This is a genomic window from Chryseobacterium mulctrae, from assembly GCF_006175945.1.
Classification (GTDB): Bacteria; Bacteroidota; Bacteroidia; order Flavobacteriales; family Weeksellaceae; genus Chryseobacterium; species Chryseobacterium mulctrae.
On sequence record NZ_VAJL01000001.1, the window covers coordinates 1,338,528 to 1,362,431 of the forward strand.

The 23,904-nt window shown below is 33.2% G+C and carries 23 protein-coding genes; 3 read left to right on the forward strand and 20 right to left on the reverse strand.

What is annotated here, in order from left to right:
* From FDY99_RS05945 to FDY99_RS05970, 6 genes are all read right to left on the reverse strand, one after another.
* Positions 1-810, reverse strand: coding sequence for a glucose 1-dehydrogenase (locus FDY99_RS05945; protein WP_139419943.1), 810 nt, complete (start codon positions 808-810; stop codon positions 1-3).
* 68 nt (positions 811-878) lie between these two features.
* Positions 879-1,364, reverse strand: a complete 486-nt coding sequence (locus tag FDY99_RS05950) for a GNAT family N-acetyltransferase (protein ID WP_139419945.1) — start codon at positions 1,362-1,364, stop codon at positions 879-881.
* A gap of 3 nt (positions 1,365-1,367) precedes the next feature.
* Entirely contained in the window at positions 1,368-2,039 is a 672-nt protein-coding gene (locus FDY99_RS05955; protein WP_139419947.1) for a DUF1684 domain-containing protein, read from the reverse strand.
* A 66-nt stretch (positions 2,040-2,105) separates the two neighbouring features.
* Positions 2,106-2,498: a hypothetical protein gene (locus FDY99_RS05960; protein WP_074231781.1), complete on the reverse strand. Its 393-nt coding sequence runs from the start codon at positions 2,496-2,498 to the stop codon at positions 2,106-2,108.
* An 83-nt stretch (positions 2,499-2,581) separates the two neighbouring features.
* Entirely contained in the window at positions 2,582-4,087 is a 1,506-nt protein-coding gene (gene mqo, locus FDY99_RS05965) for a malate dehydrogenase (quinone) (RefSeq protein ID WP_139419949.1), read from the reverse strand.
* A 204-nt stretch (positions 4,088-4,291) separates the two neighbouring features.
* Positions 4,292-5,332 (reverse strand): NAD(P)H-dependent glycerol-3-phosphate dehydrogenase, encoded by a 1,041-nt coding sequence (locus FDY99_RS05970; RefSeq protein WP_139419951.1) that lies wholly within the window; start codon positions 5,330-5,332, stop codon positions 4,292-4,294.
* Positions 5,333-5,556: 224 nt separating this feature from the next.
* Here FDY99_RS05970 and FDY99_RS05975 point away from each other — a divergent pair, with 224 nt between their 5' ends.
* Entirely contained in the window at positions 5,557-6,567 is a 1,011-nt protein-coding gene (locus FDY99_RS05975; RefSeq protein ID WP_139419953.1) for a peptidoglycan DD-metalloendopeptidase family protein, read from the forward strand.
* 132 nt (positions 6,568-6,699) lie between these two features.
* Here the strand turns inward: FDY99_RS05975 and FDY99_RS05980 are convergent, their stop codons facing one another.
* The 6 genes from FDY99_RS05980 to FDY99_RS06005 all read right to left on the reverse strand — a co-directional run bounded on the left by FDY99_RS05980 (position 6,700) and on the right by FDY99_RS06005 (position 11,556).
* Complete coding sequence (locus FDY99_RS05980) at positions 6,700-7,350, reverse strand: NAD(P)-dependent oxidoreductase (protein WP_139419955.1); 651 nt, start codon at positions 7,348-7,350, stop codon at positions 6,700-6,702.
* Between the two features lie 60 nt (positions 7,351-7,410).
* Positions 7,411-7,821: an Rrf2 family transcriptional regulator gene (locus tag FDY99_RS05985; protein WP_139419957.1), complete on the reverse strand. Its 411-nt coding sequence runs from the start codon at positions 7,819-7,821 to the stop codon at positions 7,411-7,413.
* Positions 7,822-7,888: 67 nt separating this feature from the next.
* A complete protein-coding gene (locus tag FDY99_RS05990; protein ID WP_139419959.1) occupies positions 7,889-9,355 on the reverse strand; it encodes a serine hydrolase in 1,467 nt (488 codons plus the stop codon).
* 86 nt (positions 9,356-9,441) lie between these two features.
* Complete coding sequence (locus tag FDY99_RS05995; protein ID WP_139419960.1) at positions 9,442-10,014, reverse strand: helix-turn-helix domain-containing protein; 573 nt, start codon at positions 10,012-10,014, stop codon at positions 9,442-9,444.
* Positions 10,015-10,067: 53 nt separating this feature from the next.
* A complete protein-coding gene (locus FDY99_RS06000; protein WP_139419961.1) occupies positions 10,068-11,018 on the reverse strand; it encodes a hypothetical protein in 951 nt (316 codons plus the stop codon).
* A 103-nt stretch (positions 11,019-11,121) separates the two neighbouring features.
* Positions 11,122-11,556, reverse strand: coding sequence for an FKBP-type peptidyl-prolyl cis-trans isomerase (locus FDY99_RS06005; RefSeq protein WP_074231773.1), 435 nt, complete (start codon positions 11,554-11,556; stop codon positions 11,122-11,124).
* Positions 11,557-11,774: 218 nt separating this feature from the next.
* Here FDY99_RS06005 and FDY99_RS06010 point away from each other — a divergent pair, with 218 nt between their 5' ends.
* Positions 11,775-12,776, forward strand: a complete 1,002-nt coding sequence (locus FDY99_RS06010; RefSeq protein ID WP_139419964.1) for a catalase family protein — start codon at positions 11,775-11,777, stop codon at positions 12,774-12,776.
* A gap of 101 nt (positions 12,777-12,877) precedes the next feature.
* Here the strand turns inward: FDY99_RS06010 and FDY99_RS06015 are convergent, their stop codons facing one another.
* The 7 genes from FDY99_RS06015 to FDY99_RS06045 form a co-directional block, all read right to left on the reverse strand.
* A complete protein-coding gene (locus FDY99_RS06015; RefSeq protein WP_074231771.1) occupies positions 12,878-13,909 on the reverse strand; it encodes a TerC/Alx family metal homeostasis membrane protein in 1,032 nt (343 codons plus the stop codon).
* A 179-nt stretch (positions 13,910-14,088) separates the two neighbouring features.
* Entirely contained in the window at positions 14,089-14,700 is a 612-nt protein-coding gene (locus tag FDY99_RS06020) for a TerD family protein (protein ID WP_139419966.1), read from the reverse strand.
* 204 nt (positions 14,701-14,904) lie between these two features.
* On the reverse strand, positions 14,905-15,852 hold the full coding sequence (locus FDY99_RS06025) for a hypothetical protein (RefSeq protein WP_139419968.1): 948 nt from the start codon (positions 15,850-15,852) through the stop codon (positions 14,905-14,907).
* 15 nt (positions 15,853-15,867) lie between these two features.
* Positions 15,868-17,037 (reverse strand): toxic anion resistance protein, encoded by a 1,170-nt coding sequence (locus FDY99_RS06030; RefSeq protein WP_185148715.1) that lies wholly within the window; start codon positions 17,035-17,037, stop codon positions 15,868-15,870.
* Positions 17,038-17,045: 8 nt separating this feature from the next.
* Entirely contained in the window at positions 17,046-17,600 is a 555-nt protein-coding gene (locus tag FDY99_RS06035; RefSeq protein WP_074231769.1) for a TerD family protein, read from the reverse strand.
* On the reverse strand, positions 17,590-18,414 hold the full coding sequence (locus FDY99_RS06040; RefSeq protein ID WP_074231768.1) for a phosphoribosyltransferase family protein: 825 nt from the start codon (positions 18,412-18,414) through the stop codon (positions 17,590-17,592). The genes FDY99_RS06035 and FDY99_RS06040 overlap by 11 nt, the downstream gene beginning before the upstream one ends.
* Before the next feature lie 2 nt (positions 18,415-18,416).
* A complete protein-coding gene (locus tag FDY99_RS06045) occupies positions 18,417-19,091 on the reverse strand; it encodes an HAD family hydrolase (RefSeq protein ID WP_139419970.1) in 675 nt (224 codons plus the stop codon).
* 584 nt (positions 19,092-19,675) lie between these two features.
* On the opposite strand from FDY99_RS06045, the gene fusA reads away from it, so the two are divergent.
* Positions 19,676-21,742, forward strand: coding sequence for an elongation factor G (gene fusA / locus FDY99_RS06050; protein ID WP_139419972.1), 2,067 nt, complete (start codon positions 19,676-19,678; stop codon positions 21,740-21,742).
* 202 nt (positions 21,743-21,944) lie between these two features.
* Here the strand turns inward: fusA and FDY99_RS06055 are convergent, their stop codons facing one another.
* On the reverse strand, positions 21,945-23,480 hold the full coding sequence (locus tag FDY99_RS06055) for a SulP family inorganic anion transporter (RefSeq protein WP_139419974.1): 1,536 nt from the start codon (positions 23,478-23,480) through the stop codon (positions 21,945-21,947).
* Positions 23,481-23,904 lie beyond the last annotated feature (424 nt).

Here is a 23,904-nt window from a genome sequence, read left to right on the forward strand (position 1 = left end):
TTATCCGCCGTTTGAAAAACTTTCCAGACTGGTCATTCCGCCATCTATGAAAATACTCGTTCCGGAAATGTAATCTGCAAGATCACTCGCTAAAAATGCTGCCAAATTTCCAACATCTTCAGGTTGACCAATTCTGTTATACGGAATTAACTTCATTAAATCATTCATCGCTTCCTGAGTTTCCCACGCATCTTTATTAATCGGCGTTTGAATCGCTCCCGGACAAATAGAATTAACTCTAATTTTATCTGCTCCATGTTCCTGAGCCAAAGTCTGCATCAGCATTTTTATGGCACCTTTACTTGCTGCATAATTCGCATGACCTGCCCAAGGAATAATTTCGTGTACCGAACTGATGTGAATGATTTTTCCACAGGCAACAGAACGGGTTGTATCGATTCCCCGGCGGAGAAATTCTTTAATAGCTTCTCTCGAACACAAAAAATGACCCCGAAGATTCACGCCCATTACCGTATCCCACTCTTCCAAAGTCATATCGATAAATTTGGCATCTTTCTGAATTCCGGCATTATTAATTAAAATATCAACTGTTCCGTATTCTGAAATTACGTCTGAAAACATTTTTACCACCTGATCTTCTTTAGAAACATCGCATTGGTAAACCATTCCACTTCCGCCGTTTTTCTGAATTTCGTCTAAAACTTTTTGGGCTTCATCTTTAGATTTTTCAGATGAATGATTGATGATGACTGTTGCTCCTGCCGAAGAGATAGATTTTGCAATTCCGGTTCCGATTCCGCTTGATGCGCCTGTAACAATGGCAACCTGATTTCTTAATGAAACTTCCATATTTTGATTTTAATGATGTTTAAAACCAATTGAAAGTATCACGCCAAACTGACTGTTTGATTTTTAAATTAATCTAAAATTTTAGACATCACAAACTGAGGTCCACTTCTTCCGTCTATCTTTTTGCCGGCATAAACATATCCTTTTTTCGCATAAATTTGAAAAGCAAAATCATTTCTTTCATTAACTGACAAGACAATTTCATTGCAATCTTTAAAATGTTCTTTAATAAAATCATCCAGCACAATCATCACAGATTTACCAATTCCTTTTCCCTGAAATTCAGGATTTATAGACAACGATCGAAGTAAAACCGAATTGTGATTATCAGTTAATTCTAATTTATCATTCCCAAAATCTAGCACGCAAAAACCTGTTACTTTTTCATCAGAAAAAATAGTAATCGGGTAAGCAAAAAAATCGTCATTTTGATTTCTTGCTTCAATTCTTTCCAAAGCTTGATTTGGCAAAGCTGAAAACTGCGCCTGAATTTCATCAAGCTCATAATTTAATTCAGATAAATCTTTCGTTTTAAAAAACTGTAAATCAACCATAATTTAATGATGATAAATATCGTTGTACATTACGCCCGCTTTTATTTCTACCGGAAGTTTATTTTCTTCAGGAACAATCGGGCAATTGTAATCATAAGCATTATAGGCACAGAAAGGTTGATAAGACTGATTAAAATCTAACACAATCGTGTTGCCTTTCGGTATTTTTAAATCCATGTATTTTCCTCCGCCATAAGTTTCTTTTTGATTGGTTTCATCACGAAAAGGTAAGAAAAGATGATCCTTATATTTTTCCATTCTCATCAGATCTAAACTTTGATAGATCGTTAAAGTATAAGATTTTCCGTCAATCGTAAAATGAGCTTTCCCAAATTCCTGATATGATTTTGATTTTCCTGAAGAAGTGGGTAAATCAAAAGGTTCAGGGTTTTCATTTTTAACAAAATCAGCAGTTACACGGTATTTCAAGTCGATAGGAAAGAAAGGATGTGCCTTAAAATTTTTAAAATTATCACCTCTTAAAGGACTTTCTTTTGGATTTAAATATTCCTTATTCAAATCTTTCTGAAATTTTTCTATTTCAAGTTTTTCAGGATCTGAACTTGTATGAATAATTGATTTTCTTTCAGACTTCTTAAAGTTCGATAATTTCTTTTTCTGAGAAAACACAAGAAGTGGAAAGATAGCCAAGAGTACAAATATAATTTTCTTCATTTTAGTTTAATTAATTGGTAAAAGATTTTTCATTCTTCCTGATTTCATTGGAAATGGCAGAAAATTTTATTCTGAAATTTTTATGCGGTAAATATCTGATGAATTTCTTTTGATAGATTTCACAAAAAAACCACCTTCTTCCGGAATTATTTCTTTAAAATCAAAGCTTTTGCAATCTTTTGGTAAGCCTGAAAACACTAATGTAAACCAAAAATCTTTCATAAACGGAACAACCGTCCAGTTCGGGTAAATAGTAATATTTTCAGCGTGAATCAGTTTACTTTTGTGACTTGAGCTATTATCAACAAGGTAAGTGGTATTCCAAATTCTGATTAAATTTCCCAAAAACGGTGACGCAGGAAAACAGCAATGTACAATCACCTGCTTTTCTTCTTCAATTTTCGTTTGAAGAGCTTCAAGGATTTCCTTCGCAATAATCGGTTTTGAAATAACTTCCATCTTGGTATGAGTAATGATTAATTGATAATGGGTAATAAGCAACTTTGCAAAATTACTTATTACCCATTACTTATCACTTATATTTAATGCTTAAGCTCTAATTTTTCTTTGCTGTGAGCTCTCATTCTTTTTGCCAGTTCAGGATTTTCGGATAATTTTTGTCCGTATGACGGGATCATTTCCAACAATTTATCTTTCCATTCTCCTTTTAATTTTTCAGGGAAACATTTTTCTAAAACATTCAACATTGCAAAAACTGCAGTTGATGCTCCCGGAGAAGCTCCTAAAAGTGAAGCAATCGTTCCTTTATCGTTTACAACAACCTCGGTTCCGAATTCTAATTTACCTCCTAATTTATCATCTTTTTTGATGATCTGAACACGTTGTCCGGCAACTTTCAGTTCCCAGTCTTCTTCTTTTGCATCTTTTACAAATTCTCTTAAATGTTGTATTCTTTGAGCTTTTGTCATCGCAACCTGCTGAATCAGATATTTTGTCAACGGAATATTGTGCCACCAAGCTCCGAATAAAGAGCGGAGATTTTTGGTATTGACACTTTCGGGTAAATCAAGATAGCTTCCTTCTTTCAAAAATTTCGTTGAAAAACCAGCAAAAGGACCAAAAAGCAATGCTTTTTTACCATCAATAATTCTCAAATCCAAATGCGGAACAGACATTGGCGGTGCATCAACTGTTGCTTGAGTATAAACTTTTGCCTGATGTTGCGCTACCAATTCCTGATTATGCGTGACCAACCATTCCCCAGAAACCGGAAAACCGCCGTAACCTTCACTTTCTTTAATATCTGAACTATCGAGCAAAGGCAATGCATAACCTCCTGCTCCAATAAAAACAAAATCTGCAACAACTTCCTGTTTATGATTGTTGATGCGATCTTTTACTTTCATTTCCCATTTTCCGTTTTCTCTGGGATCGATATCTTTCACTTCGTGATACAAGAAAACTTCTACATGAGAATCTTCCACAAGATGGCGTCCCATTTTTCGGGTCAACGTTCCAAAATTGACATCGGTTCCGATATTCATTTTAGTAGCTGCCAAAACTTCAGACTGATTTCTTTTGCTCATTACCAAAGGAATCCATTCTCTTAACGTATCATGATTGGTAGAAAATTCCATTTCTGAAAACAGAGGTGAATTTTTCATTGCTTCGTGTCTTTTTCTAAGATATTCTGCATCTTTTTCACCAAAAACCAAACTCATGTGAGCACAAGAATTAATAAATTCCTGAGGATTCTGAATGTATTTTTTGTCAACTAAATAAGACCAAAACTGTTTTGAAATTTCAAACTGTTCTGCAATTTTTTCAGCTTTTGAAATATCTATACTCCCATCTTCTTTTTCTGGTGTATAATTGAGTTCACAAAATGCAGAGTGACCAGTTCCTGCATTGTTCCATGCAGCGGTACTTTCTTTGGCAAATCTTCCCAGCCTTTCGAAAATAGCAATATCTAAATTTGGATCAAACTCGTGAAGTAAAGTGGCTAAAGTAACACTCATAATTCCGCCTCCTATAAGCACTACATCATATTTTGGCTTAGGCGTTCTGTTGGTAATTGCGTGTGGCATTGCGTGAATTTTAATACGAATTTCGGGAAAAGTTTTAGATTAAAATAAGATTTAACTATTTAATTCTGTGCCGAAAATAAAATTATTATCAGCCCAGCGAAGACGATGGAAATTATCAATTTCAAATAATAGAAGCGATATATTTAACAAAAAAGCATCAATGAAAATCATTGATGCTTTATGTATTTTTAGATGAAATTAATTCTAATTCAGCTTTGCTGTTAGTTTTTTAAATTGTTTTTCAGCATTTTTACCTTCATACAAAATTCCGTAAACGGTATCAATAATCGGTAATTCCAGTTTTTTCTGTTTTGCTGTTTTGTAAATAGAATCTGCAGCATAATATCCTTCTGCAACCATGTTCATCGACTGAATCGCAGATTTTACGGTATATCCTTTTCCGATAAGATTTCCTAAATTTCTGTTTCTTGAAAACAATGAATATGCTGTAACCAGTAAATCTCCCAAATAAGCACTTTCGTTAACATCTCTTGGAGCCTCATAAATCGCTTCAAGGAAAGTTTCCATCTCTCTAATCGCATTCGATACAAAAACAGCCGTAAAGTTATCACCATACCCCAAACCACTTGCAATACCGGCTCCGATTGCGAAAATATTTTTAAGAATCGCACTGTATTCGTTACCTAAAATATCTTTGCTGGAATTTACTTTGATGAAATCTGAATTGAAAATATTAACCAGTTTTTCAGAAACTTCGTCTTCCACAGTTGCCACCGTAAGATAAGAAAGTCTTTCCATTGCAACCTCTTCAGCGTGACACGGTCCTGCAATGACTGCCTGATTTCTGAATCCTATCTGAAATTCTTCTTTTAAATAATGTGCAACCACATCGTTCACTTTTGGAATAATCCCTTTAATTGCAGAAACAAAAATTTTGTCTTTATACTCACACGTCATTTTATCTAAAGTATCTGAAAGATAAATAGATGGAGTTGCCAAAACAACAACATCACAAGCTGTCACCAACTCGTTGACATCAGTTGTTAATTTTAAATTTTTAAGATTGAAATTAACTGCCGTAAGATATGTAGGATTGTGCCCACGCAGTTCAATTGCTCCTTTTACAAACTCATTTCTAACACACCAATGCACGGTTTTGCAATTTTCAACAAGCATTTTTACAATTGCTGTTGCAAAACTTCCGCTACCAACAACGCCAACTGCAACGTCATTTTTGGTTTTTTTAGAAGTAGAAGATTCTGAGTTGGTTTTCTTTTTCGCCATAATTGAAATGTGATTTGCAAATATATTAAAACCGAGAAATATCGAAACTTTATATCACCCAACATCAATCATTTTTTGAAAAATTTAACACTCTTGCACAATTAAATATCTAAAAATACGTTTATTACAATAATTTCTAAATTTTTGTTAAGAATAATGCTTAAAGTTTATTTTTACCTAAATTTGCACCCTTAAAACCTTTTTAAATTCTAAGAGAAAGAAAAATGAAGAAATTTTTAGGCAGCAAAAAGAAAGTAACTGTTCTTATTGGAGGACTTTTACTGATCGTTTTTGCACAAAGTATTTTCATTGCCAAATTGTTTTCGGAGAAAGATGACAAAAACTATGAAGTAAATTTGGTAAAAATAAATACAGAAAAAGACAGCGTTGATTATCTGAAAATGAAAACAGATCTTGGCTTGGTAGATCAAACGGTTTCTCAACTGAATTCTTTTCTAAAATCAAAAGATATTAAGAACGAAAAGTTGATGGTTCTTGATAACGACAGTATTTCAAACTCAATTTATCTGGCAAAACAATCAAACAGATACAGCCAATATCTGATGGATCTGCAGAAAAAACTGATGCAGGTTCCTTTAGGAATGCCTACTGAAGGGTATATTTCATCTAACTTTGGAATCAGAAAAAATCCTATTCCTTTTAAAACAGTTTATGCGTCTGTAAAACCTACTTCAGCTCCAGTCGCTGTCGCAGCAACTCCAAAACCTGAAGTAAAAGCTGAACCGGTAGAAAAAATTATAGAAGTAACCGACAGTTACGGAAACAAGAGAGAAATAAAAGTGATGGTGACTCCAAAAACAGCAAGTACAACTTCTGCTGCACCAACAACTTCAAATGCTAAAAATGTAGCTGTTTCTAAAGCTCCAACAGAAAAAAACAATCCTCCTGCAGAAGCTGATCAAATGCAGTTTCACAAAGGTTTGGATATTGCCGTTCCTTTCGGATCTGATGTTGTTGCAACTGCAGCCGGAACTGTAATTTTCTCAGGACAGAAAGGTGGTTATGGAAACTGCGTCATTGTATCTCACGGAAACGGATTGGCAACACTTTACGGTCACCTTTCACAATTGGTTGCAAAAACCAATGAGAAAGTGAAAGTTGGGCAAGTGATTGCAAAATCAGGGAATTCAGGACGTTCTACAGGACCGCATTTGCATTATGAAGTACACAAAAACAATGCTCCGGTAAATCCGAAGTTGTTTATGAGTTTATAAAATAATTTATTTGTATAAAAGTTTCGGAGGCACCTTTGGTACCGCCGAAACTTTTTTTTATTTATTGGATCGGTTTTCATCGGATTTTATCCGATGCATTGTTAAACCGTCCCTTTGGGACTCTAAAGAAAATTAATACGCTGCTGTGAATCTTTCACGGATGTGATTGTTTTGCTCCAGTTCATCAACCAAAACAACGGCAACATCTTCTACAGAAAGTACGCTTCTCCCCTCTTCATTGAATACAGGATTTTCTAGAGCTGTTCTGTATTTTCCGGTTCTGATTCCTGCTGTTCCGGGATGCATTTCAATTGCAGGACTGAAAAAAGTCCAGTCTAAAGTTGTATTTTCTTTGATTTTATTTAAATAATCTCTTGCTGCAGTTGCTCCGGGTTTGATGTCTGCCGGAAAATCTGGTCCGTCAACCAGTTGATTTCCGTCGATGAATAAGCTTCCTGCTCCACCAACTGTAATAAATCTTTTCACCCCTGATTTTTCAACCGCTTTTTCGATATTAATTGAACCGTTTAGAAAATCATTGTAAAGATTAGGATTCGTCCAACCTGCATTAAAGGTATTGATTACAGCATCATTTCCTTTCAAAGCTTCTGCTAATTCATCTACATTATTTACATCAACGCTTTTTGCTTTTACGTTTTCAGTTTCATTCACTTTAGATGCATCTCTTACGATTGCTTTCACTTCAAAACCTCTGTTTTCGAGTTCTTTTACTACTTGTGTTCCCACAAATCCTGTTGCACCGATTACTGCTACTTTTTTCATAATATTTTTATTTAAATTAATTGTAATGAATTTTGTTACATTTTAAGTCAAAAAAATTTTTTAGTCGAAATGTTCGGTAAATTCTTTTAACGATTTATCTCCTAAAAATTGACAGACCAATACATCTGTTTCTGTAAAAAGCTTTCCTAAATGAGTATTAATATTTTTACCAACAGGACAAGCCGGATTAGGATTGTTATTTTTTTTACCTAAAACTTCTGAGTTTTTTACCGCAGAATAAATTTCAGAAATACTAATGTCAGAAGCGTCTTTTGCCAATTGGCTCCCTCCTTCTTTCCCTTTTCGGCTAATAATCAAACCGACTTCTTTTAAAACACCAATTTCTTTACGAACAATTACAGGATTTACATTAATACTTCCGGCAAGCCAATCAGAAGTAAGCCACTCCTGAGGAAATTTTGACAACAAGGTCATGATATGTATCGCCGTAGCAAATCTTGTATTGTTCATAATTACTCTGCAAAGATACAAATATTTTAATTGTAACAAAATTAATTACAATTAAATTTCATTAAACTTATTTTGTTTCAATTGAAATGATCTTTTTCCCTACATTTCCCAAGTAATGATCAACAAGAGGTTCATAAATTTTATATCCATTTTCAACATTCGTAAAAATGATCAATCCTTTTTTTGTTTTTGGTAAAAGAAAAATAATAGTATTTACTCCATTATCGGAACCACCATGTGATAAGGCAATTTCGTTATTTTCAAGATCATAAATTTCAAATCCTAAACCGAAAAACTTGTCCTTTTTAGTTTCAATCTGCTTAGTTTTCATTTCTTCGTCAATCTTTGGTGTCAACAAATCATTATTCAAAACAGCAACTAAAAATTTTCCGTAATCTTCTACAGAAGTTATTAAATCATCGGCTGCATTTGGAGTTTTATTTTTTACAATTTCATACGGCTTTCCTGAGTTATCATAACCAAGTATCATTCTCTCAAAATACTTCTTTTCATTCCAGATATAACTTGTATCTTTCATATCTAAAGGCTGAAAAACAAGTTCTTTTGCTAATTTTTCAAGACTTTTGTGAAATTTATTTTCAAGGGCTTTTCTCAGATACTCAAAACCTTCACCCGAATATTGATATTTTGTTCCCAGATCAAACTCAAAACGAAGTTTTTTATCATTATTCATCCATCTCCAATTCGGAAAACCTGTTTGATGGCTTAAAATTAATCTTGTGGTCAATTTTTTATGTCTTGGGTCTTTAGCAATATCAGAATCGATAAAATATTTATCAAGCGGCTCGTCAAGATTCCATTTACCAAGACTTACCAAGCGTAAAACTGTCATTGCAGTAACTGGTTTGGCTAAAGAAGCAACATTAAAAAGACTATTGTAAGAAGCCGATGTTTTATCATTTAGTTTTCCATAAACTTTTATTTCAGTCAATTTTCCATTCTCGATAATTCCTAAACCTAAAGTTGGGATGTTATTATTTTTCAACAATTGCTCCAAATTATCGGTAAGTTTTGATTGGCCTGGATCTCCGTGATCATAACTTAAAATATCACTCATAATCCAATTAACGTCTTTTTTTGTCCAGACTGTTGTAAATTTTGCCTGGCCGCCTAAAACATCTTCTTTATTTTTTTCACGAATAAAAAACTGATGTTCTCCGGACTGTATCGCACCATACAATTCGCCGTTATTGTATAATGGAAAAACTTCCAAACTACTTTCAATGACTTTACGAATTGGCTTTTGATTAGGATTTGAGCAGATATTCTGTTTTGTTCTTTCGAGAAATAATTTTTTATCCTGAAACCCGCTGTTATCATGATAGAATTTTAGATTTTCATCCACTGATTTTTCAAGATATGCGATGTCACAATTATTAAAACCACGTTCAAAAAAAAGACTATCCTGTTTCTTTAATTCTAAAAATAATGGTGAATTTTTATCGATTTGAGCATTGAAGTTTCCAAAGAAAAAGAAGAGAATAAAAATGCTGATGTTAAGTTTTTTTGCCATTGATTAATTTTTGACAAAGATTCAGAATAAATTGATTTCAAATCAAAAAAAGAACCCGACAAAAACCCGACATTCATCTGTCACATTTATATGATATTGAAATTCAACTTATAACGAAGATTTTGTCTCTTGTCAATTTCGTAAGTGTTTCTCAAAATAATGTAAACATTTGCCAATACCAAGAAAATCATTGTGATCATAACAGATTCTGAACCTAGTTTTAATAACGCAATCAACATAAAAATAATAGGCGAAATAATGGCTAAAAATATTTGAAGTGAAATGATTTGTTTTACAATTTGTGATTTATTTTTTGTGAAAAACATAATCAATAATGGTGGCAAAAAATTAGCAATCGGAAGCCATGCCAATGGAAGTGTGGAAAGGTTAATCATTTTGATTAAACCGGAGTTAAAAGCATCGCTATTTTCTGTTACAATAATAATTTCATCAACTGCAATTTCTTCTTTTATCGTCTCAGAAATCAATAAATCTTTTTCAGAAACATCAAGACTTGCAGCCAGCGTTTTTAAGGTATAACCTTTTGGATTTGTACCCGCTTCAATCCGTTGAATTGTTCTTACCGAAATTCCTGACTTTTCAGCTAATTCTTCCTGAGTAAGATTTTGTCTCTCTCTGATTTTTTTTAATTCCGACATTCTTTAAAGTAGATTAAAGCAAATTTAGACATTCAAACATTTACTATTCAAAATTATAAAATCAATTTATCTAAATCTAACAACAGATAATTAATAATCTGATTAATTGTACGGGTTGCCGACTGCATCTGATTAAGCATTGCTGCACGATTGTGAAGATCATCTGCTCTGTAAAGACCTCCATCCTTAAAAATAACCGACTGATCGGCTTTACTCTGATCATCATCAAACTGATAATGCAGCCATCGTTGTTTCATGCTTGAAATAATAGAATGCTGTTCTTTGTTTGAAAACCTTTTTTCAGTGTACATATACCAAATAAAAGGTGGGAAATTGGGAGATTCCAGTCTTTCGTTCCAGATATCTCTTAATAAATTTCTTTGATGTATAAATTCTACTTTTTTACCTTTCGGATTTAAGGTTGCCAAACCAAAACCAGCTCCCAAAGCACCTCCGGAAATATCAATTGCACTGCTCCAACCCTCATCTTTTACAATTCCGCCTGCAATTGATGCTACAGCTCCGGCTGCAATTGAGTATAAAATGAGTTTATTATTTCTGGAATCGTTTAAATTATCAACATAATTTCCAATTTGCGCAACACGTTCTCCTTCACAATCGAATTCTGCAGCAACGGCATCCAATTCAGTCAGTGCAATTGTAATTTTGCTGTTGATTTTCATCTTTAATTGCAAAACTTTTACCTGAGAATTTAATGATGAATCTTTCTTCAGTTTTACAATTTCATTCACTTCATCTAAATTATCCAAAGCATTTAAAACCAAAATACTCTGATCAGAAAAAGTACTTTTCAGTTGCTGATTCGCTGCAATGATAGAATCTGAATTATAAGAAGGTAATTTATTTTCATAATTATACTTGAAAGGCGCCTTACAATAGCTGTCTCTCAGTGTAAGAATATTTTGTTTTATCACCTGATTTTTCTTTGAAACACAGGAAGTCAACAAAATAAAAACGGCAAAAATAAAGTAAAGTTTTTTCATTAAAAATTCAATTAAGGAAAATATGAATCCTATTACTAAGATAGCACAAATAAAAAAATCCACCTGAAAACAGATGAATTTTAATTTATTTTTAAGGGCAGGATTATTTAATATCCAATAATTCTACCTGAAATACCAAAGTAGAGTTTGGCCCGATTTCTTTACTGATCTGCTGATCTCCATAAGCCAAATGCGGTGGAATAATCAATCTCCATTTACTTCCTACAGGCATTAACTGAAGTGCTTCTGTCCATCCTTTGATTACTTTATTCAACGGAAATGAAGCTGGAGTTCCTCTTTTTACAGAACTGTCGAAAACTTTTCCGGCAATTGTTGTTCCGTGGTAATGGCATTTTACCATAGATTTTGGACCTGGTTTTGGGCCATCACCTTCGGTAATGATTTCGTACTGCAATCCGCTTGGTAACTGCACTACACTTTCTCTTTTACCATATTCAACCATATATTCCTGACCGTCTTTCAGGTTTTTCTCTGCCAATTCTTTTTTCTTCTTAAATAACAAATCTGCTACTCCCATAATTTTTTTTACAAAGATAAGGTTTATGCATAAATGATAAATCATAATTGATAATTGAAATAAATATATCATAAATGATAAACTTTCAGCTTCAAACATCAAGCTTCCAGCTTTTTATTATCGCTTCTGTTTACAGCACTAAAAACATTAAAAAATGTTTAATATTCTCGTAACGTAAATTAAAAAACTTGGCGTTATCATTGAGTTTTAAAAACTATATGCCAAATTCGTTAAAATATAATAAGAACTTTGAAAAGCTTAGCTATGAAGAAAAACAACTCTTGGAAGAGACCAAAAAGAGCATTGCCGATTTTGTAGAATACTCATCTACAATAAGTGACGTGAATTACGCAACAAGAAATGCTCATGCAAAAACCTATACTGTTTTGAAAGGTGAATTTATCATCAACAAAGATATTCCGAATGAATTAAAAACTGTTTTTGACAGTGATAAATACGAAATTACTGCAAGATTATCTAATGCGCATCCGAAGATTAATAAAAACAAGAAAGAATTTCCAGCGTATGGTTTTGCCATTAAAATAAAAGATGATTCTGGAAGAACGATTTCCAATTATCCTTTGGTGAATTTCCCTTTGTTTCCGGTGAATTCTGTTTCTGTATTTTTGAAATTGTTTACTTCTGTCAATCGGTTTTTTGTGAAAAAATGGAGCAATTTTTTTTTGGTTTTAAAGCAGATTTACAAAGTTATTCCTTTTACTTTAAATCCATCTTTTCTAAAAAATGTTTGGAAGCTTCTTTTAAACAAAAATAATTTCATGCTTTCTTTTGAATATCATTCTGTAGGAGCTTATCGTTTTGATGATAAAATGATTAAAATTAAAGTAAGTCCAAAAAATATAGATAAAAATTTCGGTAAAAAATATTCTGTGAAAGAATCTGTTGAAAGCTTTTGCAGAAATCATGATTATTTAGCGGAGGTTTATATTCAGTTTTGTTATGATCTGAAAGACCAGCCTATTAATAGACTCAATGTTGAATGGAAAAACTCACCTTTCATCAAAATTGGAGAAATTAAAATTGAAAAAAACTCATTGCTTAATCCTAAAGGTTGCGAAAATGAACTTCTCTCTTTCAATCCTTTTGAAAGTGCTGAAATCTTTCAGCCAGTTGGAAAAATCCAGAAACTCAGAGATGAAGCGTATAAAGTTTCACTGCAGACGAGAAAGAAGATTAATAAGCTGTTGAAATATAAGTAAAGTTGATGGTTGATGGTTGATGGTTGATGGTTGATGGTGAAAATAAGAAATAAAAAAGGCTTTACGATTTGTAAAGCCTTGTATGTTTTAATTTTATTTAGTTATTCTTTTACTTCGTCATCTTCCTTGTCGGGAAACATGATAGAAATAAGTACCGAAAGCACCAAAACTCCACCTACAATTCCTAATGAAACCGGAGATGAGATATGATACCAAGGTGCAATTAACATCTTAACACCGATAAATGCCAAAATAATTGCCAACCCATAAGGTAGCTTGCTGAACATGTGAATAAAGTTTGCCAACAGGAAATACAAAGATCTTAATCCTAAGATTGCAAAAATATTCGATGTATAAAGAATAAACGGATCTTTTGAAATCGCAAAAATCGCAGGAATAGAATCTACTGCAAAAAGAACGTCTGTAAACTCAATTACCCCAACAACAACCAATAAAGGTGTTGCCATTTTAACTCCGTTTTTCACGGTAAAAAACTTGTCGCCATCATAGTTATCTGAAACTTTCCAGAAACTTTTGATCAGTTTTGCTCCTGCCGTATTGCTGTAATCTTCATCTTCATCGTCTCCACCGTCACCCCAAGATTTGATTCCCGCATAAATAAGGAATAAACCAAAAAGTGTCATCACAACATTGATTTTCACTGCGTGACCAAAAACATTCATTTCAGGCAAGTAAGTTAAATCAATCAATTCAACTCCTGCAAAAATAAAGATGGCTCTAAAAACAAGTGCCCCGATAATTCCCCAAAATAAAACCTTGTGGTGCAAGAATTTTGGAACTTTAAAAAACCCGAAAACCAATATAAATACGAAGAGATTATCTACAGAAAGTGCCTTCTCAATCCAATACGCAGCTTGATATTGTGTGAATTTCTCTACCGCAATTGCGTGACTTTCCGGAGTTCCATCTGTATTGAAAACCCAGTAAACAACTCCAGAAAAAACCATAGACAGCGAGATCCAGACAATTGACCAGATTGTAGCCTCTTTTGAAGAAACCTCATGACTTTTTTTATTAAATACTCCCAAATCGAGAAGCAACATGATAACAACCGTTATCGCAAACCCCCACACCAAACCAGGGTGCAGTTCTAAAATATTGTATTTTTCCACGTTAATTCTGTTTATTATATGATAAAAGCAATAGCCGTAAATATACAGTTATTGCTAATTTAAATCTAATTTTCATTTCAATAAAATAATGATTTCAATAAATAGGTTTTAGCTAAAGCCAAAAGAAGATTTCATTATTTAAAACGGGCTAAAGCCCGCTCCTATTGAATAAAATTATTTTACAAATATTTTTGCTGAACGGTCTGTACCGTCTGTTCCAATTTTTTGTCTGAAGTTGCATCTCCGATTGCGTTGAATTTCCATTCACCGTTTCTCTTATAGAAAACTCCCATCACCATAGATACATGTCCGCTGAAAGATTTATCATTGGCAATATCATATTTGGCAAATACCTCTCTTACGTTTGTTGGACTTCCTTCATAGATTCTGATCGATGCAAAAGGAATTGTACCGAAATCCTGACCTCTGTAGCTGTGCAAAACCATTGCTACATGCTCAACAGCAGGATCTAAATTAGAAAAATCTACGGTGATTACTTCGTTGTCTAATCCATCATCACCATTCACATCGCCGGTTAAATCATCACCGCTGTGTTTTACAGAACCGTTTTTAGATTTAAGATTTCCAAAATAAATTACTTCAGTTGCATTTTTGTTTGAATCGTACAAAATGCAGCTTCCGTCTAAGTCTACTGCTTCTTTTGAAGTTCCACCGAAGAAACTTTTCTTCTCGATAGCGCCCCAGTTGATTCCTACGCAAGCCTGGGAAAGTGTAGTCCCGTTTTCTTTAGTAAGGTTTATTCTCTGACCTTTTTGTAAGTTAATAGCCATTATTTCTTTTTGTTTAGTTATTTTTTTGAATCTCTGCTTCATTGCTCAATTTAATTTAAACGCAAAGCCCGCAAAGATTTTTGTTAAATCTGTTCTGCATATTTTCTTTCGCAAAGGCATTCCACTCAGCTAAGAAAATTTACATACTTAAAATATAGAGTAGAAAATAAACTTTTTACTTTTTACTTTTTATTTTTTATTTTTTTAATTATTTAAATTTAAATTAAGCATCGCCCGAAGAATATTGGTTTCTTCGTTCACATCAAATATCTTACTCATAATATCAACGCTTTCAATGTTTCTGAGATAATCTTTCAAAACCGCAGTTACATCTGCCGAAAGCTCTTTCTTTCTAAATTCCATTGTTTCGTTGAGGTCTTCATTTTTCCTTTTCAGCTGATTGATGATCGAGATCTGATTAGATTCATTTTCATTCGTATTTAATGATTCTAAATCTTCATCATCTATCAGATACATTTTTTTTTCTTCTACATTAAAGATAAAATGCTCATCAGACTGAAAAATCTTAAACAACTCGTATTCATCTCTTTCAATACGATATCCGCAGACAAAACGCACTTTAAAATTCTGAATATTGAGTTTTCCCAACAATTTTCTTTCGATACAATAATCCTGATACTGGTAAAACGGAGCAGATTGAGGTTTCAGTTTATCCTCATCCACTTCTGTTCTGTAAAATTCTGCTGCATATTTTTTATGAAAATACAGCACGTCATTCCAGTTTAGAGTTGCTCTGTTTTCGGTAAGATCTTTATACAGATTTCTCAGATGTTCAGAAAAAATTCCGCTGTAGATCTTCCTGTCGGTTTCAAAACTGTCGGTCTTTTTTTCTTCGAAAGAAGCAATGTATCGGTTGTTGATATTAATTTCGTTAATAACAGCCAGCAAATCGTTTTCCTTTTTCTTTTTTATTTTGGTCAACAATTCGATAAGACTGTCGGTATATTGCAGGTGAAAAAGCTCTAATTTATTGAAATCCAACGTCTGATTTTCGTTGAATAAATTATGGATGATATCAGTCTTAATATAAATCGCAATGATATCAACATTTTCAAAGAAATTAGCCAGAAGTTTAAGCCTTGTTAATCTTCTTTTGCTTTGAGACATTATGATCGCAACCTCCTCATTCACCTTTTTACCGTCTTATTACCCTCTGATGTTTGCTTTTAATTCGTGCTCTAAAGTCTGAAGATCCTGATCTAGTTTTCTTCTGCTTTCAGTACCCTGTTTCTGAATCTGTTTTACTTCATTCAAAGTATTGATCAACATTGCAGTTGTTTCTTTCAAGGTTTCAGCAGAAACAATCGTCTGTTCGTTTGCTCTTGCTACATTTCTTGAATTCTGACCCAAACGTTCTGCATTTTTTCTTAAAATATCTTCAGTTGTTTGCGAAACTTTCTGCTGAATCTCAATATTCTGCTGTTGTCTGTGCATGGCAACTGCCAAAGAAAGCTGATTTTTCCAAACCGGTAAAGTAGTGGTAAGAATTGTCTGTGCTTTTTCAGCAATCGAAACATTGTTATTTTGCACCAGTCTGATCTGTGGAAGAGACTGCATCATAATTAAACGAACGACCTTCAAATCTGCCAATCTTCTGTCTAATCTGTTGATAAAATCTCTCTTATCAGCAATTTGATAATCAGCAAAATTCTGAACATTCGCTTCCATATCTGTTAATTCTAAAGCCGCTTTCTCCATTCTTAGATTTCCGGCAATCACAAGATCTTCAATCGCTTTAATTGAATTGACGTTGCTGTCGAAAATAGTCTGTAAAACTGCATTATCTTTCGTAGAAGTAATGATTCCTGCGTTTACTTTATGTGAAATCTGATCGATATTGCTTGTAATTTTATCATATTTAGCGAAAAGATTATCAACCTGCGTCAACATCTTTTTCATAAAAGGAATTTTGCTTAAAAAACCTTTTACTCCACCATTATTGATTTCGTCTACGTCAACATAATTCAATTCAATCAATAAATTATTGATCAATTCTCCAACTTCACCAGAATTTGATCTTCTTACATTACCTAAGAAACTATCACTCTGATTGGCTAAAGTTTTCTGTAATTCTGAACCGAAATTAACGATAGATCCAGGATTGGTTTCGTCAATCGCATTAGCAACCATTTCATATTTTGCGCGATCTGCATCCTGAATCTGATTCAAATTTACATTCCCATCTCTGTCCATCAAAACCGGTGGCGTTGAAGGATTTGCCTGGCTCGGCTGAGACGGCATCTGAGTAGGTTCGAATGTTTTTAAAGGCTCAATTGACTGCAATGATGGGTCAATTGGCTGATTTTGATTATCCATAATAATGATTATTGATACATTGATACAAATTTATCCAGACCGTCTCTCTGGCCGCTTCCTACAGCTTCAAATTTCCATTCTCCGTTTCTGTTGTAGATTCTTCCGAATTCTACTGCTGTTTCGATAGAGAAATCTTCGTCTAATTCATATTTCAAAATCTCTTCATTGGTATCTGTATTGAAAATTCTGATGAAAGAATTTCTTACCTGTCCGAAGTTTTGTCTTCTTGCATCTGCATCGTGAATGGTTACCACAACTGTAATTTCCTGTACTGCAGAATCTATTTTAGTTAAATCTATTTTGATTTGCTCATCATCACCATCACCGTCACCTGTTAAATTATCACCAGAGTGAACTACCGCTTTATCCGGAGACTCCAGGTTGTTATAAAAAATAAAATGGTTATCTGAAACCAGTTTTTTGCTATCATTTAACAGGAATAAAGAAGCATCCAAATCGAAAGCTCCACCTGTAGATGTATTATTGATATCCCATCCTAATCCGATGGTAAATTTTGGTGCATTTATATTTTCTCTTTGCCCTTTCTGTAAGTTAATTGCCATAATAGATTTCTGTTTGTGTTAAAGTGTTTATGTTATTTTCGTATTCTTTTATTAAATGATAATTGTTGCTTATCGCAAGCTCGATTAAATCATCAGTATGTTGTTTTTTTACATTTGAGGTAAGATACTCAAAATTTTCGGAATTTAAACCTAAAATATATTTTACAATTCGCGTGTTAAACTGGAAACTTTCTTTAGACATCACCTCTACGACGTCCTCAACATCTTTCACCGTATAATAATTAAAGAAGTTTTCAATTTTAGGATCGATATCAAAATTGGTCAATTCAGCGTAATACATGAAGAGAAAATCTGCGTTTACTGCATATTGATCGAGAATTTTATTTACGGTGTATTCATGACTTCCCGTGATCTTAATATCATCAATAAAAATGCAGAGTTTTTCTCTCAAAAAATCTTTATCTAAATAATAAGTATCATTAGCAATCAGGTTTTTACGGTCTTCAAAACTAAGATTTCCATAATCTGTAGTGTAGGTATGATTTCTATTGATCTTAGACAACACACTCGACTTTTTCCCTTTTTGAAAAAGATAAAAATCAAGATGTTTTTTAAAGTAAAAACATAAAAAATTTGATGCGGTAGGAATCGCCATGTAAGGACTTGGCAAAACCACAATCTCTTTATCGGTATCTAAAATTTCCTGATGCTGATTGATAAACCCATCAAAAAGTTCTTTCGCAAACTTTTCTGCAAAAAATTTATCGCCATATTTGAAATAGCTGTATTCTGCAGGCGAAAAAGTAAACTCCTCTGCAGAATCTATTTTATGTAAACTGTAACGCTTGTTCATAATTATATTTGGTGTTTGAGTAGGTGTGCACTGAATCCGAAATCTTTTGCGCCTTTATAATCAGCAATCGGATTATCGCCAATATGCAAAATCTGCTCCATTTGAAGTTCCTGATTTCTGATCTGATTTTTCACTTCCTGAAAAACCAAAGGATTGGGTTTAGAACATTTAATTTCGTCAGAATAAATATGAAAATCGATGTATTGATCAAGATTTTCGTTCATCAAAAACTTTCGCATAGTTTTTCCTTTGATGAAGCCTGTATTGCTAAGAATATTGATTGTTTTTCCCTGATTTTTAATTTCATCAAAAAAATTGTGCAGTTCGTCAAAAATCACCACCGGTTTATATTCTAAAAACAAATCTTCACTTTTCTGGTAAAACTCATTAAGATTTTCCTCATTCAACTGCTTTATATCGACATTCAATGAATTTAAAATCAATAAATAAATCTCAAAAGTATCTACATTCCCACCAATTACTTCATTAATATTATTGCAGAGATCATCATAATATTTCACCGATTTTGCAACTTCACCGATGGGCTTTTCCACATTAAAAAACGAAGAAAAAAGCTCAACTCTTTTTGCTTTAAATTCAGGGTGAGATTTTATTAAAGTAAGCCACAGATCAAACGAAAAATGATCATGCCTGTGAATGTCGATATCTGTTTTCAAAATAGTATAAGTTAATTGTTTTAGCTTTAATTGAAAAAGATTTTTTTAAATATTTTATATTTTCTAATCATCACTCAGTGTTTTATTTTTCAATTCCTTTCAAAGATAAAATTTTTCATTCAATCTTGATTTTTTTTAAGATTTTTTAAGATTTTAATTAAAGACGAAACAACAGCGGTTTTACTTTTCCTAAAAAATATTGCTAAAATTTTTGTCATTTAAATATTTTTTATAATTTCGCAACCGATTAAGAATCAACAATGTCAACAAAAATGATAAATATTATAACTTTAAGCAATCCTATCAGAGCTGTGTACTTTGGTAGCACTAAATATTTATCTGAATAACGATCGACCTTTACAAAACAATATATTGAAGGCCTATCTGTTCAGATAGGTCTTTTTTGCTACCCTACTTTTCAGCTTTTACATTCGAAAAACTTCTGTTGTTCGGTGATAAAATTTTGGAAATTTTCTTTTAAATGCAAGTTTTATTAGAGTTAAATCTTTGCGCGTAAAAATCAAAAAAAACATCACTAAACATTATTTCAGAAGTTTAAAAATCAATTATTTAAATTAAACAAAATGAAATACAACACACGAAATATAGGAATAATAGCACACGTCGACGCCGGAAAAACCACACTCACGGAAAGGTTGCTTTATTACACAGGAATGATTCATAAAATCGGAAACGTAGACGATGGAAATACCACGATGGATAAAGATATTCAGGAGAAAAATCGAGGAATTACGATTTCATCTGCAGCGATTTCCACACAATGGAAAAAAGATCAGAATGTTTTTAATATCAATATTATTGATACTCCAGGACACATTGATTTTGCAGTGGAAGTTGAACGTTCTTTACGAGTTTTAGACAGCGTTGTTGCGGTTTTTTGTGCTTCTTCGGGAGTTCAGCCACAAACGGAAAACGTTTGGTTTCAAGCCGAAAAACATGGGATTTCAAAAATCTGTTTCATTAATAAAATGGACAGAATCGGAGCTGATTTCTTTGCTGTTTTAAATGAAATCAGAACAAAACTGAATGCAGTTCCTTTAGCTTTGCAAGTTCCGATTGGTTCTGAAGACAATTTTGAAGGAGTCATTGATTTGATTAAACAAAAAGCGTTGTATTGGATCGATGAAAACGGCGAAACGATTATTGAAAAGGAAATTCCTGAAAACCATAAAACAGAAGCAAATGAATTCAGAATAAAATTAATGGAAACATTAGCCGAATTTGATGAAATTTTCTTTGAAAAATTTATGGATTCCGAAACTCAGATTTCTGAAGAAATGATTATTGAATCGATACAAAGAACTTGTCAGTCAAGGAGTTTAGTTCCTGTTTTATGCGGTTCTGCATTTAAAAACAAAGGTGTTCAACCTTTACTTGATGTAATTGTCAATTATCTTCCAGCTCCGAATCAATTGCCTTCTATTAAAGGGAAAGATGCGAAAACGGAAGAAACAATCGAACTTGAAAGAACCGAAGAAGAAACTTTCTCAGGATTGGTTTTCAAGGTTGTGATTGATAAACACATTGGAAAACTGGCAATGTTGAGAATTTATTCTGGAAAAATCAATTCTGGAGATACTGTTTTGAATGTGAGAACTGGTGAAAACTTCAGAATTTCGAGGATTTTACAGATGCAGTCGGACAAAACGTTAACCATCGAAGAAGGAAAATCGGGAGACATCGTTGCTTTAACAGGAATAAAAGATGCGAAAACAGGAGATTCTTTATCATCTGTTGAAAGACCTGTTTTGCTTGAATCGATCACGATTCCTGCTCCAGTTATCCGGGTTTCAATTGAACCCAAAACGAATGCTGATGAAAAATCTTTCGGTTTGGTTTTAGCGAAAATTCAGGAAGAAGATCCTTCGTTGGTTGTTGAAAGAGACAAACAAACGGGAGAAACTTTATTGAGTGGTTTGGGAGAATTGCATCTTGAAGTTACTTTAGAAAAAATCCGATTAAATCATGGAATTGAAATTAATCAAGGAAAACCTAAGGTTTCTTATCGAGAAATTTTAACCGAGACCAGAAGACACAGAGAGAAACTTTCAAAACAAAACGGTGGAAGCGGACAATTTGCTGACATTACTTTTGAAATCGGACCTCGTGAAGACAACGAAATCGGTTTGGAATTTATTAATCAAATTAAAGGCGGAGTGATTCCGAATGAGTTTATCCCTTCGATTGAAAAAGGTTTCAGAGAAGCCATGGAAAACGGAGTTTTGAGCGGAAATCCTCTGGAAAGTATGAAAATTACACTTTTGGATGGATCCACTCACAGTAATGATTCTCATGCTTTAGATTTTGAAATTGCTGCAAGAGACGGTTTCAGAGAAGTTGTAAAACAATGTAAACCGAAATTATTGGAACCGATCATGCAGGTTGAAATTCAAAGTATTGAAGAATATACCGGAGTTGTGACTGCCGATATCAACAAACGAAGAGGAATGATTACTTCAATTGATGAAAAATCAGGAAGAAAAATCTTCGTAGCGGAAATTCCTTTGGCTTCTACTTTTGGATATATTTCTGATCTGAGAACGTTGACAAGTGGTAGAGCTTCGATCAGCATGAAATTGTCGCACTATGCTTTGGTGCCTGATTTCATTGCAAATACATTAATAACTTAAAAAACGAGGGCTGTAAATTTTATTTTGCAGTCCTTGTTTGGGTTATAGAGTCTATAGTGATTTTTTTCTCTCGCTGATTTGCAGATTAAGCAGATTTTTTTTGATTGCATTTCATACAATCCTTTTTTAAATCGTCCCTTCGGGACTACAGGTTATCAACCTACAACTCTCAAACACTCCAACCTTAAACTCAAAAACGCTCCTACTTTTCAGGCATTACTTTATACGTCGGATCATCCTGAATATTTACTTCGATAACAGCTTCTGCGTTTTTCAACATTTTTCGACAGTCTTCGCTGAGATGTTTTAAATGTATTTTTTTATTTTGTTGAGCGTATTTTTTTGATAATTTATCTAAAGCGTCGATTGCGCTCATGTCAACAATTCGGCTTTCTTTGAAATCGATGACAACTTGTTCGGGATCGTTTTCCGGATCAAACTTATCTGTAAAAGCAGTGACAGAACCGAAGAATAAGGGTCCTAAAATTTCGTAATGTTTAACTCCGTTATCATCAGTAAATTTTCTTGCACGAATTCTTTTGGCATTATCCCAAGCAAAAACCAAGGCAGAAATAACAACTCCTACCAAAACAGCCAATGCCAAATTGTGAAGAACAATCGTAATTAAAGCCACTGTAATTCCAACAAAAATATCAGATTTTGGCATTTTGTTGACAATACGGATTGAAACCCACTGAAAAGTACTGATTGCAACCATCATCATTACCCCTACCAAAGCCGCCATTGGGATTTTTTCAATAAACGGAGCTCCTACAAGAATGATAATTAAGATTGTGATTGAAGCAATAATTCCTGAAAGTCGAGCTCTAGAACCTGCATTTAAGTTAACCAAAGTCTGTGCAACCATCGCACAACCGCCCATTCCACCGAAGAATCCGTTGGTAATATTTGCTAAACCCTGAGCAACAGATTCTTTATTGGCACTTCCTTTTGAATTGGTAATTTCGTCAACCATTGATAAAGTTAAGAGTGATTCGATCAACCCAACACCTGCCATAATCATAGCATAAGGGAAAATAATCTGTAAAGTTTCTAATGAAAAAGGAAGCTTAGGAATATGAAAACTCGGCAAACTACCGCTTATTTTAGCAATATCAGCAACTGTTTTTGTATTAATTCCAAAGCCTAAAACAACTCCAAAGACAACTAATATAGCAACCAAAGAAGCTGGAACTACTTTTGTGATTTTTGGAAAGAAATAAACAACAGCAATCGTTAAAGCCGTTAAACCCGACATTACATACAATGAAGAACCTTGCAACCAACCCACTACTCCATTTGCATCAACAATTTTAAATTGCTCTACTTGCGCCATAAAAATAATGACCGCCAAACCATTTAGAAAACCGTACATTACAGGTTGAGGAATTAACCGTACAAATTTCCCGAGTTTGAAAACCCCGACCAATAGCTGTAAAATTCCTGCAAGAACTACCGTTGCGAAGAGATATTCTACGCCGTGAGATTTTATTAATGCAATTAAAACAACGATTGTTGCTCCTGCTCCACCGGAAACCATTCCGGGACGACCACCCAAAACTGCAGTCACTAAACCCATCATGAAAGCAGCATATAATCCGGTTAGTGGAGAAAGTCCCGCCAAAATTGCAAATGAAAGCGATTCAGGAATCATAGTCATTGCAACAGTAAAACCAGCTAAGATTTCATTTTTAAGATTTATTTTTTTGGAGAAATCAAATAAGGCAAGAGACTGCATAATAAAATATTATAAAATTATTAAAAATTACATAAATTCATTATCAAAATTAAACATAGTGTATTTATAAACTAAAATTAATATTTTTTTGCTGAAACCGAATTTATTTTTTCTTTTGACAAAAATAATACTTCTTAGCAATTATTATATTAATAGTAGAAACTATTCATCAACTATTGAATCGTATCTTATTGAAAATGTACAATAAAGAAGCAATATGAATTTAAAATTCTATTCATTAACCCCACTTTTAACAATCTATTTTCAACATAAATTAAATATTATTAATATATACCTAAATAAATAATTATGATTTATCCGTATTTTTTTTTAATTTTGGAGAATAAACAAGATAAGTATTAATGATAATTAGATAGTATTATGCTACATGAACCAATGAAGTATAAGAGAGAAATTTAAGCAA

What these genes read in the sequence shown, in the direction of transcription:
- FDY99_RS05945 (WP_139419943.1), bottom strand. Translation starts at nt 810, where the DNA reads ATGGAAGTTTCATTAAGAAATCAGGTTGCCATTGTTACAGGCGCATCA.
- FDY99_RS05950 (WP_139419945.1), bottom strand. Translation starts at nt 1,364, where the DNA reads ATGGTTGATTTACAGTTTTTTAAAACGAAAGATTTATCTGAATTAAAT.
- FDY99_RS05955 (WP_139419947.1), bottom strand. Translation starts at nt 2,039, where the DNA reads ATGAAGAAAATTATATTTGTACTCTTGGCTATCTTTCCACTTCTTGTG.
- FDY99_RS05960 (WP_074231781.1), bottom strand. Translation starts at nt 2,498, where the DNA reads ATGGAAGTTATTTCAAAACCGATTATTGCGAAGGAAATCCTTGAAGCT.
- mqo (WP_139419949.1), bottom strand. Translation starts at nt 4,087, where the DNA reads ATGCCACACGCAATTACCAACAGAACGCCTAAGCCAAAATATGATGTA.
- FDY99_RS05970 (WP_139419951.1), bottom strand. Translation starts at nt 5,332, where the DNA reads ATGGCGAAAAAGAAAACCAACTCAGAATCTTCTACTTCTAAAAAAACC.
- FDY99_RS05975 (WP_139419953.1), top strand. Translation starts at nt 5,557, where the DNA reads ATGAAGAAATTTTTAGGCAGCAAAAAGAAAGTAACTGTTCTTATTGGA.
- FDY99_RS05980 (WP_139419955.1), bottom strand. Translation starts at nt 7,350, where the DNA reads ATGAAAAAAGTAGCAGTAATCGGTGCAACAGGATTTGTGGGAACACAA.
- FDY99_RS05985 (WP_139419957.1), bottom strand. Translation starts at nt 7,821, where the DNA reads ATGAACAATACAAGATTTGCTACGGCGATACATATCATGACCTTGTTG.
- FDY99_RS05990 (WP_139419959.1), bottom strand. Translation starts at nt 9,355, where the DNA reads ATGGCAAAAAAACTTAACATCAGCATTTTTATTCTCTTCTTTTTCTTT.
- FDY99_RS05995 (WP_139419960.1), bottom strand. Translation starts at nt 10,014, where the DNA reads ATGTCGGAATTAAAAAAAATCAGAGAGAGACAAAATCTTACTCAGGAA.
- FDY99_RS06000 (WP_139419961.1), bottom strand. Translation starts at nt 11,018, where the DNA reads ATGAAAAAACTTTACTTTATTTTTGCCGTTTTTATTTTGTTGACTTCC.
- FDY99_RS06005 (WP_074231773.1), bottom strand. Translation starts at nt 11,556, where the DNA reads ATGGGAGTAGCAGATTTGTTATTTAAGAAGAAAAAAGAATTGGCAGAG.
- FDY99_RS06010 (WP_139419964.1), top strand. Translation starts at nt 11,775, where the DNA reads ATGCCAAATTCGTTAAAATATAATAAGAACTTTGAAAAGCTTAGCTAT.
- FDY99_RS06020 (WP_139419966.1), bottom strand. Translation starts at nt 14,700, where the DNA reads ATGGCTATTAACTTACAAAAAGGTCAGAGAATAAACCTTACTAAAGAA.
- FDY99_RS06030 (WP_185148715.1), bottom strand. Translation starts at nt 17,037, where the DNA reads ATGGATAATCAAAATCAGCCAATTGACCCATCATTGCAGTCAATTGAG.
- FDY99_RS06035 (WP_074231769.1), bottom strand. Translation starts at nt 17,600, where the DNA reads ATGGCAATTAACTTACAGAAAGGGCAAAGAGAAAATATAAATGCACCA.
- FDY99_RS06040 (WP_074231768.1), bottom strand. Translation starts at nt 18,414, where the DNA reads ATGAACAAGCGTTACAGTTTACATAAAATAGATTCTGCAGAGGAGTTT.
- fusA (WP_139419972.1), top strand. Translation starts at nt 19,676, where the DNA reads ATGAAATACAACACACGAAATATAGGAATAATAGCACACGTCGACGCC.
- FDY99_RS06055 (WP_139419974.1), bottom strand. Translation starts at nt 23,480, where the DNA reads ATGCAGTCTCTTGCCTTATTTGATTTCTCCAAAAAAATAAATCTTAAA.